Annotated in this window: 15 protein-coding genes; 6 read left to right on the top strand and 9 right to left on the bottom strand. The window is 46.3% G+C overall.

Annotated features, from left to right (window positions below):
* Window positions 1–208: 208 nt before the first annotated feature.
* From JNN12_02040 to nirK, 5 genes are all read right to left on the bottom strand, one after another.
* On the bottom strand, window positions 209–499 hold the full coding sequence (locus JNN12_02040; GenBank protein ID MBL7977092.1) for a hypothetical protein: 291 nt from the start codon (window positions 497–499) through the stop codon (window positions 209–211).
* Window positions 500–520: 21 nt separating this feature from the next.
* Entirely contained in the window at window positions 521–1,750 is a 1,230-nt protein-coding gene (locus JNN12_02045) for a hypothetical protein (protein MBL7977093.1), read from the bottom strand.
* Window positions 1,751–1,877: 127 nt separating this feature from the next.
* A complete protein-coding gene (locus tag JNN12_02050; GenBank protein MBL7977094.1) occupies window positions 1,878–2,474 on the bottom strand; it encodes an SCO family protein in 597 nt (198 codons plus the stop codon).
* Window positions 2,475–2,484: 10 nt separating this feature from the next.
* A complete protein-coding gene (locus JNN12_02055; GenBank protein MBL7977095.1) occupies window positions 2,485–3,330 on the bottom strand; it encodes a formylglycine-generating enzyme family protein in 846 nt (281 codons plus the stop codon).
* A gap of 15 nt (window positions 3,331–3,345) precedes the next feature.
* Entirely contained in the window at window positions 3,346–4,767 is a 1,422-nt protein-coding gene (gene nirK, locus JNN12_02060) for a nitrite reductase, copper-containing (GenBank protein ID MBL7977096.1), read from the bottom strand.
* A 194-nt stretch (window positions 4,768–4,961) separates the two neighbouring features.
* Here nirK and JNN12_02065 point away from each other — a divergent pair, with 194 nt between their 5' ends.
* The 6 genes from JNN12_02065 to JNN12_02090 all read left to right on the top strand — a co-directional run bounded on the left by JNN12_02065 (window position 4,962) and on the right by JNN12_02090 (window position 10,948).
* Window positions 4,962–5,411 carry an Rrf2 family transcriptional regulator gene (locus tag JNN12_02065; protein ID MBL7977097.1) on the top strand — a complete coding sequence of 150 codons (450 nt, stop codon included), beginning with the start codon at window positions 4,962–4,964 and terminating at the stop codon, window positions 5,409–5,411.
* A gap of 319 nt (window positions 5,412–5,730) precedes the next feature.
* Window positions 5,731–6,156, top strand: a complete 426-nt coding sequence (locus JNN12_02070; GenBank protein ID MBL7977098.1) for an Rrf2 family transcriptional regulator — start codon at window positions 5,731–5,733, stop codon at window positions 6,154–6,156.
* A 62-nt stretch (window positions 6,157–6,218) separates the two neighbouring features.
* Window positions 6,219–6,911: a c-type cytochrome gene (locus tag JNN12_02075; GenBank protein ID MBL7977099.1), complete on the top strand. Its 693-nt coding sequence runs from the start codon at window positions 6,219–6,221 to the stop codon at window positions 6,909–6,911.
* Window positions 6,912–6,931: 20 nt separating this feature from the next.
* Window positions 6,932–8,287, top strand: a complete 1,356-nt coding sequence (locus JNN12_02080; GenBank protein ID MBL7977100.1) for a cbb3-type cytochrome c oxidase subunit I — start codon at window positions 6,932–6,934, stop codon at window positions 8,285–8,287.
* Between the two features lie 60 nt (window positions 8,288–8,347).
* Complete coding sequence (locus tag JNN12_02085) at window positions 8,348–9,145, top strand: CbbQ/NirQ/NorQ/GpvN family protein (protein ID MBL7977101.1); 798 nt, start codon at window positions 8,348–8,350, stop codon at window positions 9,143–9,145.
* Window positions 9,146–9,193: 48 nt separating this feature from the next.
* Window positions 9,194–10,948 (top strand): VWA domain-containing protein, encoded by a 1,755-nt coding sequence (locus tag JNN12_02090; GenBank protein MBL7977102.1) that lies wholly within the window; start codon window positions 9,194–9,196, stop codon window positions 10,946–10,948.
* Between the two features lie 182 nt (window positions 10,949–11,130).
* On the opposite strand, the gene JNN12_02095 is transcribed toward JNN12_02090, so the two are convergent.
* From JNN12_02095 to ruvX, 4 genes are read right to left on the bottom strand one after another with little or no spacing between them, the layout of a single operon-like run.
* Window positions 11,131–12,483 (bottom strand): ABC transporter permease, encoded by a 1,353-nt coding sequence (locus JNN12_02095; protein MBL7977103.1) that lies wholly within the window; start codon window positions 12,481–12,483, stop codon window positions 11,131–11,133.
* Between the two features lie 26 nt (window positions 12,484–12,509).
* Window positions 12,510–13,136, bottom strand: coding sequence for an ABC transporter ATP-binding protein (locus tag JNN12_02100; GenBank protein ID MBL7977104.1), 627 nt, complete (start codon window positions 13,134–13,136; stop codon window positions 12,510–12,512).
* Between the two features lie 29 nt (window positions 13,137–13,165).
* Window positions 13,166–13,747, bottom strand: coding sequence for a peptide deformylase (gene def, locus JNN12_02105; protein MBL7977105.1), 582 nt, complete (start codon window positions 13,745–13,747; stop codon window positions 13,166–13,168).
* 59 nt (window positions 13,748–13,806) lie between these two features.
* Window positions 13,807–14,220, bottom strand: coding sequence for a Holliday junction resolvase RuvX (ruvX, locus tag JNN12_02110; protein ID MBL7977106.1), 414 nt, complete (start codon window positions 14,218–14,220; stop codon window positions 13,807–13,809).
* Window positions 14,221–14,346: the final 126 nt, after the last annotated feature.

A 14,346-nucleotide genomic window follows, 5' to 3' on the forward strand; every position in this document is an offset into this window, starting at 1 on the left:
AACGCAACCTCCGTCACCAAAGCACCTCAAACGTAAAAGGTTCAGTTTTGATTTGCGCGGGGTTATGCATCCATGCAAAAAGCTGTTGCCCAACGGCATCCGTATCATCGGAGACAAAGGTGGCTTGCGGAAACCATTTGAACTTGGATATTGCCTTTAAAGGATGTGCTGGTCTTTTCGGCACTTTATAATCTCCTCTTCCAGAGCCTCAGTTCAAAAACAAAAACCGAATGGTCTCGGTTCCATGCACCATAGGCGCATAGACATTGGGCATCATTTCTGGATATTGCGCATACTGCCGAAATCGGCCATTACATTGCCAAAACCAACCCTCTTGTGCGGCCACTTTCTCGATGATGGCAGAAACTTCTGTCTGAACCGCCCAAAAACCGCGTTCTCGGAGCGCCAACTTTACTTCTAATGTGGTGGTAATTCCATTATCCTGCATCAACTGATAGGCGGCTTTCCGTACCGCCGATACCGAAATTTTTTTGTTCATGGTCGTATATCTATAAGTGAATTAGTGTGCAACTTCTATTAGGTATTTGATGGTGCTTTGTGTCTCTTTATAGACGATGTACTCGTTGTTGATTAAATCCGCACCTCCTTTGGCAAAAACCGAATCGTAGCGCCGCCGCAGGATGCCACGTGCTTTCAGATTGTCAGCGTCTAATTGGTAGCACCACGGCTGATGGCGCCGGATGGTGAGTGCACGCCCTGTATGCACTTCGTATAAGGCCAAATATCCCCGATCGGCTTTACCACCCGCCCAGAAGGAGCCAGAAAGCGAACTATAATTCAGTGATTTTTGAAACTTATCTGCAAAATACAGCCCGTACCCAAACATCTTCCCTGTGATAATGGCATTGCTTGGGCGTAATACCAAGCCACTTCCAAGGATAGACATCCAATTTTCGTTCCGGCTACCGTGCCAGAGTAGATGCGTGGCTTGGTTATCGGCATGTTGTACATGGTTTTGGAAACGATCCCGTTGTTCGAGATGTGTAACCTCGAAAGCCCGCACCATTTTGGGCGCATGTTCTTGCATCTTCGACCGGATCTGTGCAAGTTCCGACTCGTTTTCCACCATTCGGATTTGTATGCCCAGCATTGCAAGCAGATCGGTTTGTCTAGTGGTGGACGTGTTATCCGAAAGTTTTACTTGTCCGGCCATTACATCTAAGGTGGCTTGTTCTTGCGCCAGCATTTTACAAATCGCGGCTTCCTCGGTGCTGGGCTGTACGAGGTGATCCCGCACATTGGTCATTCTTCGGGGTATAATGGCATACAGCCGGATCAGTTGACGATTGAGGACTTCATTTGCAGTTCCCGCTTCAAAATCCTTAACTACTTTATTAATCAATCCTTGTGCTTCGGTGATTTGTGTAGTTGTCACCTCATTAGATCCAACTAAATAATTGGCCAGTATGGAGCGATTTGCATAATTCTGTAAACGGTTCATTAAGCCATCTATCCAGACATTTCCGGTGTCGCAATGCTCAGCTATGACTTTCTTATCAGTAAACAAATAGCTCACATCTGTATAGCCTTTTCGGATTTTCTCATGGTATTTTTTTTCCCACAGCGCCATATCATAGGTGGCGGTTGTCGCACGGCCTCCTATACGGCCATATGCTACCGCAAAGGTTCCGTCCGCAAGGGCGTTCATATGGTAATATTTGTTGTTGTTGGCATCCGAAACCATGATGAGCCGTGCATTACGTGCCAAGGAAGGAGAAGCATCTTGCATTTTTGTTGTGTTTTATGAATTCCAAGTGGCTATGTCGAAGTACTCCGTGTTGAACCGATAATACCAAAAAAGGTGTGACAGCATTGTGCCACACCTTTTTTGCTGTTTCACCTTTTTTATTATTAACCTATCTGAGTTTTCGGGCAGTTTGTTGCATCACAGACACCACCTCGTCTGGATTGGTGCCAATGCCTTCTTGTTGGAAGACCATTTCGCCTTGGGGATTAAACACCGTAAGCAGGTTGGAATGTGCAAAATCTATCGGGCTGATTTTCTGGAATCGGAAACCGAGTACTGCGGAGAGTTCCTCCAAATCGGACTGTGATCCCCGCATAAGCGTCCAATAAGCCAAATCTAATTTATTATCAGCCGCAAACTGTTTTAGTTTTTGGGGCGTATCCCGTTCTGGGTCTATACTGATCAGGATAAAGCGCATGTTAGATCGTTCGGAAGTAGGAATTTTGGCCTCTATCCGTCTCATGTCTGCCAATAGTCGTGGACAGGCAAAAGTGCATGAGGTATAGATCATAGCCAATAGAGTGGTTTTTCCTTTTAAGGAGCCCAATTGGGTGGAGATTCCTTCTTGTGTCGCCCACGTACCGGGTAACTGGAAGATTGACTGACCTTCGCCTTGCTTCATCGTTATGGTTTTTGCTGGTGGAAGGCTTTCTTCTTTTTTGCATCCTACGATAAATAATAGACAGAATAAGAGTAACTTTTTCATCTCTAAATCCTCAAGATGTTTTGGATTTGGCGCACCTAAATCCTAAATTCTGAATGGTATATCGGGCTTTGAGGCTTCCACGGAAGGCATACCGCATAAAAGCAGCGTAGTTTTTGAGGTCTTCTACGCCCACCGACCCACCCGAACAAAATAGCCCCCGGTCATCTACTTTGGCATCTTTCCGCGACTCACCGGAAATCAGCACGGCGTTGAAGTCAGACACCCATTCCCAAACCAATCCATATTGGTCATACACGCCCCAGTAGTTGGGTTTGGTGTGTCGGATATTGGGCAGAACAGTTTTTTTTGCTTCGGAATACCAGTCTAACCACCTTTGATAAGCGGCAGGGTTGTTGCGGGCATCCGGTTGCTTCTCATCGGCCCTGGCCACAAATTCCCATTCATCCATTGTGGGCAATCGTTTTCCCATACAAGTACAATAGGCTTTTGCTGCAAACCAAGAAATATTTACGACGGGAGCATTGGGCGGGGCTTTTTCTCCCAGTACGAGCGGGTCTGTCCATAGTGCCAGATATGATGAATCTGCCCGAATAGAGGCAATCGCTCCTTTTCCCCACTCTGGGAATTGTTCCACAAAGCGTAGATATTGGGCATTGGTAACGGGTGTTGAGTCTAGCTCAAAGTCTTGGACCGTCACCAATGCTGCGTCTTTTCCGTAAAATGCCCGATATTTCCCACCTTTTATAGGAACCATCTCCACACGATTGTTTTGTGTCAAATAGGCACTTTCTTTGGCTTGAGATAGCACATGGATCATGTGGCCTTTGGTCTTCTTTTCCTCTGGCGTCTGACAAGAAGACCAAAGTATTAATCCAATCAAAAAAAGGTATTTCATATCGGTTATTGGGTATTATTTCCGAATGGATTTCACTTGGGTAGGCGTAATTTCTCCGCCCTTGTTACCCCAACTATTTAGGACAAACGTGAGGATATTCGCCGTCTGCTCGTCATTAAGAGATAACTTTGGCATGATACCATCATAGTGCTCGCCATTGACAACTATTTTGCCGTTCAAGCCATTTACCACTGCATGAATCCCACGCTTGGGATCTGCGTTCAAATAATCGGACTTAGCCAGTGGCGGGAAGGCGCCCTTAATCCCCTGTCCTTCTGCCTGATGACATGCTTGGCAATTGGCGGAATACAGGGATTTACCCATTGCAATGCGCTCTTGTAAGTTTTTAGCTAAAGGTGCAACGGGTTTATCCGCAGTTATGGTTTGGATCACTCCTCCTTCGGGTTGATAAATCCGGTCGTCTTGTTTGCCGGAGTAGATGGTTTTATCCTCCTGACCTTCAACTTTCAACATACCCAAGGCTCCTTTATTGAAGGCCCTAAAGATGGAGTGATCCACCAGAATAAAGGTACCGGGTACGTCCACCTTAAATTCTGCAATTGCCGAGCCACCTGCCGGAATAAGCGTTGTTTGAATATTGTTGTTGATGGTATCGCCCCCTTCTATATATACCTTGTCGAAAATCTCGCCAATGACATGAAAAGAGGAAACCATGTTCGGGCCACCATTGCCAATGTACAAGCGTACGGTTTCGCCCACATTTGCTTTAAGTGCTTTATCACCTGTCAAGGCTCCAACCGAGCCGTTAAACACCACATAGTCTGGTTTTTCGGCAATGGCTTTTTCCATATCAAAAGGCTGAAGTCCTGATTCGCCATAAGCACCTTTGGTATAAAAATCGCCTTGCATTACGTAGTATTCTCTATCCACTTTCGGTAAACCACCTTTTGGCTCTACCAGAATAAGGCCATACATCCCATTTGCAACGTGCATCCCAACCGGGGCCGTAGCACAGTGATACACATACAAGCCCGGATTGATGAGCTTAAAAGAAAATACGGACTCGTGCCCCGGTGCAGTAAAAGAAGCGGCAGCTCCCCCGCCCGGTCCTGTGACGGAGTGTAGATCTATGTTGTGCGGTAACTTGCTACTCGGATTGTTCTTTAGATGAAACTCCACCTCGTCTCCTACACGGGTACGGATGAATTTACCGGGAACAACCCCACCAAAGGTCCAGAAGGTATATTCCACCCCATCGGCCATACGTGCGGTCTTTTCGATAACCTCCAGGTCCACCCGCCACTTGATAGGGGCGCGGTCGCCAATATCGGCCTTTGGGACAAATGGGGGATCGGTCAGCTCTGCATTGATCATTTTACCCGAACTGGTTTCGTTCGTATTGGATGAACACCCCATGAAAGAGAGGCTAAAGCCTGATATACCCAAGCATAGAACGAGTGTTGTTAAGTATTTCATAGTAAATTAAGGATTAGGTGAATTTTATTCGATGAGTAGGCACAAGTCCTCTTCGTTGCGTTCTTCTCCAAAACAATTGGTTAAGGATTTGTTATTTTTCAAACTCAGTACGGTATTAATTAAAAGATAAAAAAGTCTTTTATTATTTTTTTCACGCCTTCTCCTTAACCCTGTGTAGTGAAAACACCTACAAAATGTTCTCAAACTCGTGTATCTACGCCTTGCGTGCGGTATTGTATTTGGCCGATCAAGCGTCTGCCCAGAATCGGCTGGGCGTTAAAAGCATGGCAACAACTTTAGAAATTCCAGAACCTTACTTGGCAAAAGTCTTACAAATTTTGGCGCGGTTTGGGGTTGTCACGTCTGTTAAAGGCCCAGGCGGGGGGTTCTATCTAACAGAAGAGCAGTTAGCAATGCCCATTTTACGGGTTGTGGAGGTAACAGACGGCTTGGGTGAGTTGATGCGCTGCGTGATGGGCTTCACATCTTGCTCTACAGATAATCCTTGTTTTCTACACAACAGCTTCTCTACGGCGCGTCATAAGGTGATGCACCAGCTAAGCCATCACTCCATCCGAGAGAGTGCGCAAAATCAGGTAGCGTTATTGGTCAACCAAAAGATGGCTCAAACAGAAAGCAACTGAATAAACGCCTCTCAGAATAGAGGTTTTCTTATCAAGCGGCGAATAGTCTGGTTTTTAAAAGATCAGGTGTCATATCTACAGACGGTCAAAAACCATATACCAAATCCTTATTTTGTTGAACAACGATTTAAGGATTTTTTATATGTGCATTTGATGCGATATATCTTTTTTAAACGCTAAAAAGTACTAAAAGGTCTTTTATTCTTTTTTATTGAATATCGGACTTGCGAATCCTAAATTGAATTTGGGTTTCATATTTTCTGTACATCAGGCGTTGACCTATTGATGCCCTACTGGTAAGGTACTAACTCTCTATGCCATGTTTGCCAAGGCAACCACTTATGCCATTAAGGCCATGTGTTTTTTGGCTTTACAGCCTGATCAAGAAGGGTGGGTAAGCCTTGTAACCATTGCGTCTGGGATACACACGCCTATAGCCTATACCGCTAAAGTTCTGCAACGTTTGCGGAAGGCGCATTTGGTGACTTCTCTAAACGGGCCAAAAGGTGGTTTTAGATTGCCCTTGGATAGACGCATCAATCTGAAAGAAATCGTGGTGGCCATCGAGGGTGTTGGCTTGTTCGAGCGATGCGGCTTAGGCTTAGAACGTTGCTCCTCCGAGTCCCCATGTCCTATCCATCCATACTACGAAGGGCTGAAGGTTGATCTAAACCGGATACTGATCGAAACCTATGTAGATGAGCTTACTTGGGACTTGGTGAGTAAGAAAATTGGATTTGAATAATAAAACTACATGGATTGTCGGTTGACGGTCCGAAATATGCACACCCTAAACATTCAGACGCTATGCTTTCAAAATCTCAGGCAAGGCTGTTTTTTATTGTTGGTACCATTTTTTTCTCCGGTGTTTTCCTATGGCTTACGGTAGATACCATACGACAGGTGCCTAATCAGACACGAGCCGCCAATATTACGCCTGCTGTAGATCGGGGCAAAAAAATTTGGGAAGCCAATAACTGCATGGGATGTCATACCATCTTTGGAGAAGGTGCTTATTATGCACCGGAACTAACCAAAGTAGTGGAAAGGCGTGGAGAGGTTTGGCTAAAAACATTTTTGAAGGATCCTGAAGCCATGTATCCCGGAGAGCGGAAGATGACGAATTATCATTTTTCGGACAACCAAATTAACGATGTAATTGCTTTTTTAAAATGGGCAGGCGAGGTGGATTTGAATGGTTTTCCGGCGAAGCCCACCTTATCTGCCACCACGGCATCTGCCCCCGCCTCTAATCTGGATTTGTTAAAAGGCGCTCCGGCTACGTTCTCGCAATTATGCACGGCGTGTCATAGTGTTGGAGGCAAAGGCGGCAATGTTGGCCCGGCCTTAGACGGAGTAGCCAGCCGCATGAGTGTGGAGGAGATGACAAAGCGCATCAAAGACCCTATGTCGGTAAAACCAGACTCCAAGATGCCAAAATTAGGCTTACCAGACGGGGACATTTCCCAACTTGTGGCTTTCCTTCAAACCCTAAAATAATCCTTTAACAGGTCTTAACTATGAAATACGCCTCTCAGAAAGTAGCTTTTTGGTTTTTTGCAACCTGTATGCTGCTTTTTTCTCTCCAACTAATTTATGGCTTCATTATGGGTTTTGCCCATATGGGGTTTGATGTTTTACACGATTTGATCCCATTTAATACAGCCCGTGCGGTGCATACCAACCTTTTGGTTGTGTGGTTATTAACAGGCTTTATGGGAGCAGCGCATTACATTATTCCAGACGAGGTACAGCGCGAGCTTTATTCCGTTAAGTTGGCCTACATTCAACTTGCTTCATTGGTTGTGGTTGGCGTAGTTGCGCTGATTGGCTTCCATGTAAACTGGTGGGAAGGTCGCAAGTTTTTGGAAATTCCACGCCCATTAGATTATTTAGTGGTTGTGAATGTTCTCACGTTTCTGTTCAACATCGGGATGACGGTATTCAAGGCGAATCGAGCCTCCACCACTTCGATCGTTCTTTATACGGGCTTGGTGGCAGCAGCCTTGCTATATTTGCCCGGCATGATATATTTCGAGAACCAGACGATGGACTCCTATTTTCGTTGGTGGGTGGTGCATCTTTGGGTAGAAGGGGTTTGGGAGTTAATCATGGGTGGCATTTTGGCTTATTTATTAATCAAACTAACCGGCGTAGATCGCGAAGTAATAGAAAAGTGGTTGTACATCATTGTGGGGCTTACCTTCTTATCGGGTATTTTGGGAACGGGCCATCACTATTATTACATTGGCGCGCCGAAGTACTGGCTCTGGGTGGGCGGTATTTTCTCTGCGTTAGAGCCTTTGGCATTTCTGGGAATGGCATTGTTTGCGATCACCATGTACCGTCGGAGTGGTCGTGAGCACCCTAATAAATTGGCTTTGATGTGGACTATTGGGTGTGCCATTATGTCTTTTGTAGGTGCAGGATTTTTAGGGTTTGCACATACATTACCACAGGTTAACCTCTATACGCATGGTACGTTAGTGACGGCCATGCACGGACATTTGGCGTTTTGGGGGGCATATGCCATGATTGTTCTGGCCATTATTAATTATTCGATGCCGCTCATGACAGGCCGTAAGAATTATGGAAGCATGACGGGTAATCTGGCCTTTTGGTTATCCAATATCGGTATGCTGGGTATGACGGGTGCTTTTGCGGTTGCAGGTATTGCCCAAGTGTATTTAGAGCGGAAGATGGGTATGGACTTTTTGCAGGTTCAGCGCGAGGTAGAACCTCATTTCTTGGGGTTGGTATTGGCAGCAAGTCTGTTTACGGCGGGAATTGCCCTATACATTTTCGACTTCACCAAGTTCGGCTTCCCGTCGGATGAAGCGCTTGGCGTTTCCGAAGATACCGCAGTTGTGGTATAAATTTTCACCTTAAAGGGTTCTGCCCGCTGCGGAACCCTTTTTTTTTTTCTGGCTTAACCTATGGAAGTGTTGTTCTCGTCCACTATCGAACAAGTTTATTATAAGCCTATTGCCCGCGAGGTCGAGGTTTTTGATCATTGTTTTCGAAATCGTCTCCCACTTTTATTAAAAGGTCCCACAGGGTCGGGCAAGTCACGGTTTGTGGAATACATGGCCCAGAAGTTGGATTTACCTTGTATAACGGTTATGTGCCACGAAGAGACTTCTACAGTGGACTTATTGGGCCGCTATATTATCAAAGGAAATGATACCGAGTGGATAGATGGCCCGCTCACGAGTGCTGTTCGGGGAGGTGGAATTATCTATTTGGATGAAATTGCCGAAGCTCGCCCCGATGTTATGGTGGCGATTCACTCGCTTACCGACCATCGCCGGATGCTGTACTTAGATCGGCATCACGAAAACCTGAAGGCTCCAGATCATTTTATGCTCGTGGCTTCTTTTAATCCGGGGTATCAGAAGGGATACAAAGAATTGAAACCTTCCACTCGTCAGCGGTTTGTCACGCTGTCTTTTCAGTATCCCGCCAAAGAACTTGAAATGGAAATCATCCTCTCGGAGACCAAGGTGGAGAAAAATGTGGCGCAAAAATTGGTGGCCATCGCAGCCAAAATTCGTAACAGCGTAGAATTGGGCCTTACCGAAACAGTTTCTACGAGGTTGCTGGTGGATGCGGGAAAGTTGATTGCCAGTGGTTTACCACCTCGGTTGGCCTGTACCGTTTCGATTGCCGAAACCCTGACCGACGACGAAGATGTGAAGGCTTCTCTGAAAGACCTAATTGCGATGATTTTTTAGGCGATTATTATGGAATGGGATCAATTCGTCTTCAAAAAAATCCACCGTTTGGTCACGTTTGTCAGATCGGAGAAACCTGATCCCGAACGAGTGGCACGGGCGGTTGCTTTAGAGGAAATCTCACCTCGTCTTACGTCGCTGGCACGGCTTTTATGTGGAAAGGCCATTACCTTACATCCCTCGGAAGACGTGGGTGGCTATAAGGGCACCTCCTTTTTTCTACCGCGCCTCTATGACCGCGGCGATTCTCGCGAGGCAAACGAAGCCTTTTTCCTATTCCGAACCCTGTTTTTGTATGGGCAATATATGCTCCGGCATGTTTGGACAGACCACAACAACCATACCTACGAAGCATCGGTGACAAAGGCACAGGAACAAGCCGAGGAGGTCATTCATTTCCTGAGCAAGGAGTTTGCGGCATTTCCAGACCTATATCGTTCGGTGCTCAATCAGGAAAAATCATTTCAACGAAAGCAAAAAAAAAATGGGATCGAAGAAATGCGCTTCGACACCTCTTTCGTGTACGGGAAATGGCTATATACGAGCATAGACGAGTTGGAGGTGTTGGAGGCGCTAAAAGGAGTGGTCAACCGAAATACCGTGGCCGATGATAAGGATAAAGAAGGCTATACGGAACATCAAGCCCCCGCCAAAGAACAAACCGAGTTGCTAAAGGTGGATACCCGAGAACAGGAGAATTATACTCTTACACATAATTTCGAGAAAATTGAGACCTTAGACGAGTTCTCAGGGCGGTGGCGAGACTTTGATGGCAGCGACGATTTGGAGGAACACAGCGAGGCACTACGCGACTTGGACTTGAGGCATGTGGTACGGGTGGATAACCCGGTTCACTCCATTTATAAATCGGAATTTGTGGATTCGCTTGGCTTGATCGAGGTTCATGCACCAGGGCAAACGGCTTTCCATTTACAATACGACGAGTGGGATCGGAATAAAAAGCAGTATAAATTAGGGTTTTGCAAGGTATTTCCCGCTTTTATAAAAGAGAAAAAACTTTTATATACCCAAAAAATCATCCATGAAAATCAAGGGCGCATCCGCCAAATGTTAAAACATGCCGAACGGTTTCTTACCGATTATCATGTAAAGAAAAGGCTGGCATGGGGAGACGAACCAGACCTAGATGCCACCGTAGAAGCCTTTGTTGATAGACGATGCGGCATTACACCGTCAGAAAATCTTTATAATGCAAAGCGAAAACGAACCAAAGAAATTGCCATTCTGGTTCTGACTGATGTAAGCCTAAGCACAGATGGGTATAGCAACAACAAACGGATTTTGGATACCGAAAAAGAAGCATTGGTTATGGTATCGGAGGTCTGGCAGCAATTAGAAGTGATATTTCAGTTAGACACCTTCTCCAGTCGGACGCACAACCATTGTTATTATCATACGGCCAAAGCCTTTCATCACACATGGGAAGCCAGTCGCGACCATATTGGTGCCATCGAAAGTAGTGGTTACACAAGAATCGGGCCGGCTATTCGTCATGCCACTTATTTACTTTCCCAAGTGCGGGCAGATACCAAGTGGTTGCTACTATTAACCGATGGGAAACCGAATGACTATGATACCTACGAGGGGCAATATGGCATTTACGACACGCAAAAAGCGATTAGCGAGGCACGAGAAAAACAAATGCACGTCTCTGCAATCGCCATTGACGAAACGGCCAAGTTCTACCTCCCACAAATATTCGGACGCGGTGGGTACCAAATTCTGCGACATGCCAACCAATTACCCGATGCCTTGCTCAATTGCTATCTCAATATATTTTAATGCTAATCATAAATGATAAATAAAATTGCTCTTTTCCTTCACCTACTTGGTGCAACCGTCTGGGTAGGTGGACACCTAACTTTCATACTGGTTATAAACTATTTTTCAAAAAATTTCATTACCCTAATAAGCCGAAGGTCTTGCTGACTTCCGGCTTATTAGATGCCATGATGCTTGCATGATCAGTCTGCGAGGGTCTGTGCAATGTCGGTCCGATATGCTTGAAATGCAGGTATCAGGGCTGCGAGAACGCCCGTTCCTAGGGCTGCGAGTATTACCCAAAATTCTCCAGGTACAAAGCGAAGCCCGGTCAATTCCACCTGATTGGCCGTCGAGAGCACTTGGCCGATGATTTCGGTGATACCATGTCCTAATAATACACCGACGGCAATTCCCATGATGGCGTAAATCAATCCTTCCAAGAGCACATGGAGAAAGATTTTTTCACGAGAAGCACCCAACGCTCGCATCATCGCCAAGTCGTAACGGCGCTCCTGAATGGCATTGTAGAGGGCAATAAACACCCCCAACAAGGCTGCAAACATGAGGATAAAACCAAAAACCCGAATGGTGCTAATACCCACGCCCACCAATTGTAACAGGTTTGCCAACTGTTGCGCGGGGGTTGCTGCCTGAAGTTTCGTTTGGCTGTTAATGCTTCGGGGCAGCATAACGGTGGCAATTGGACTGGCAAATTTTACAAGGGCAACAGTTACTTCCGGGCCGCTTTCAGTTATTGTGCCCGAAGGCAACATCCCTCCCATAACCGCAGGGGCACCAGTAATCGCAGGGACTGGTAAGGGTTTTATCTCTTCGGTAACCTTGGCGGCAGAATCTGGCTTGGCCTTGATTTCCTCTTCATGATCGTGTACTTCGTCAGCATGGTGTTCGTCTTCGTGTTCATCGGCCTTGTCGTGTGGTAAACCGTGTACATCCCAGACAGAAGCAAGGCTGGTGAGGATCAGCCGGTCCATCACGGTATTGGTCGGTGCCAGTATCCCCACCACCTTGTAGGGGTGTTGGTGATGGCCTTCACCGCCTTGTACTAAGCCGTGTGCGCCTACAAAAGTATCCCCCACCTTAAGGCCCGCTTCTTTTGCCACTTGTGCGCCTATGGTGGCCTCGGAAGTGCCACCAAACATTTTACCAGAGGCCACCTTGGCCTCGTAATGGGCCGGATAGGCTTCGGTGGTTCCAACAATACGGAATTGCTTGTAACTATCCCCAAGGGAGAGTGGGATTACCTCTTTTACCATTCGGTTGGCCTTGAGTTTTTCCACTTCAGAAAGGGGTATATTGCCTGTCGGAACGTCTAAATGATAAATACCAGAAAGGATTAACTGGAGAGGGCTTCCTTTGGCCCCAACCACCATGTCTATTCCTTTTGCATCACGCTCCATTTTCTCTCCGAACTGTGCACTAAACAACAAGAGGAGAAGGATGGTAGCAATACCAATCCCCAGCAAAAATGTATTGAGCAGCGTGGTCAGTTTTTGCCGTCGGATATAAGACAGGCTTAGTTTTAATAAATTCATGGGTGTATGCAGGCTGATGGGTGGGACTACAAATTAAACTGGTTACCAAAAGCATCTTTGATGCGCTGATCGTGTGTGGTTATGACCAATGTTGCTTTATGCGTTTCTGCCTGTTTTTTGAGCAGTTCCAACACCTTGTCACAGTTCTGATCATCCAAAGCGGAGGTTGGTTCATCCGCTAGAATTACTTTGGGCCGATTGATCACAGCACGTGCAATAGAGACACGTTGCGCCTGTCCTACGCTCAGTTGTGCGGGGTAGGCGAATTTTTTGGTTCCAATGTCTAATCCTTCCAGCACTTCATCCACCCGCTCCTCGCTTTGCGGTTCCCCCGCCACAAATTGGGCCATTAACAAATTTTCGCGTACAGTTAATGTACCAAACAGGTGCATTCTCTGAAATACGATGCCAATATTCTGTCCACGAAAGCGGTCTATCTGTGCCACACCCAAAGTGCCCAGATTCTGGCCTGCAATGGTTACGTTTCCACTGGTGGGCTTCAATAGGCCCGCCAAAATGTGGAGAAGCGTGGTTTTTCCGGAGCCAGAAGGGCCCAGCATGATCCATTGCTCACCTTGATCCGCCTTCCACGAGGGCATATCCAAAACGGTTTGGCCGTCGTATTGATGAGTTACATTTTCCAATAAAAACATATGTTTACCATTCTTATGAAGAGAAAGACTTAAGCAGACAATTTGGCCATAGGATACTTGGTTTCCAGAACACCGCGCTGAATGTCGCGAAGTTTCCGTTGAAGCATTCGGCGTTTAAAAGCGCTCATATGGTCTAAGAATAAAATGCCTTCTAAATGGTCGTGCTCGTGTTGAATAACCCGTGCCACCAGTTTATCCACCTCCATTGTCTGAGGCGCGAAATTCCGGTCTAAATATTGAAGGCTAATTTTGCTGGGCCGTGTCACCATCTCGTGGATGTCGGGTACAGAAAGACAACCTTCTTCATACTCGGATTCCTCGTCGCTTTCTGCTATGATTTCTGGATTGATAAAAACCATACATTCTTTCCAGGCATCAGGGAAAGGTTCTCCGGTTTTTTCTTGATAGTCTTCTTCGTAATGACGAACATCTACCACAAACAGTCGGATACTTTCGCCTATTTGCGGTGCAGCCAAGCCAACGCCATCTGCATTCTTCATGGTCTCAAACATGTTGTCTATAAGCGTCTGAAGTTCCGGTGTGTTTGAGGTTATTGCTTGCGCTTCTTTGCGCAGCACCGGATCACCGTAACGTCTAATGGGCAAAATCATAAGCGTTATTTCGAAGTTTGGTTTAAGTAAGAATATTACGGGGCGTGTAGGTAGAAGAATTAGCGCAGTTCCATAAAGTCACGAAGTAGAATGGCGGCTGCCGTTCTGTCCACCCGCGATTTTTCGCGCCGTGCCTTCATGCGTAATCCCGAAGCCCGAATGCTTTCAATGGCCATTTCGGAGGTATATCGTTCATCTATTTTGTGAATCGGAATATCAGCAAATTTTTCGGATAGCTGTTGGATAAATGTCGCCACCCTAAAGGTTGCAGCCCCTTCGGAGCCGTCTTCTTGCAAGGGCCATCCCACGACAAAGGCCTCCACACCCGGTTCTTCCTGCACCATTTTGGTCAAAACCGACCAGAGTTCTGCTTGGTGATAGGTACCATGTGGCTGGGCAATCAACTGTAATGGGTCGGTGATGGCCACGCCAATTCTTTTTTCGCCGAAGTCTAATCCAATCAATCGAGGCATGGGTATAAGGGGGGGGATGCGTTTAGGCTTTACTATAATACAGAAAACGTTTTTGGTTCACAAGTTCTGTTGGGTTTTCTAAATCAGTTATAATACAAAACAAAGCCCCAACCGCATGGTTGTACG

The sequence above is a fragment of the Bacteroidetes Order II. bacterium genome (assembly GCA_016788705.1).
Taxonomy (GTDB): Bacteria; Bacteroidota; Rhodothermia; order Rhodothermales; family UBA2364; genus UBA2364.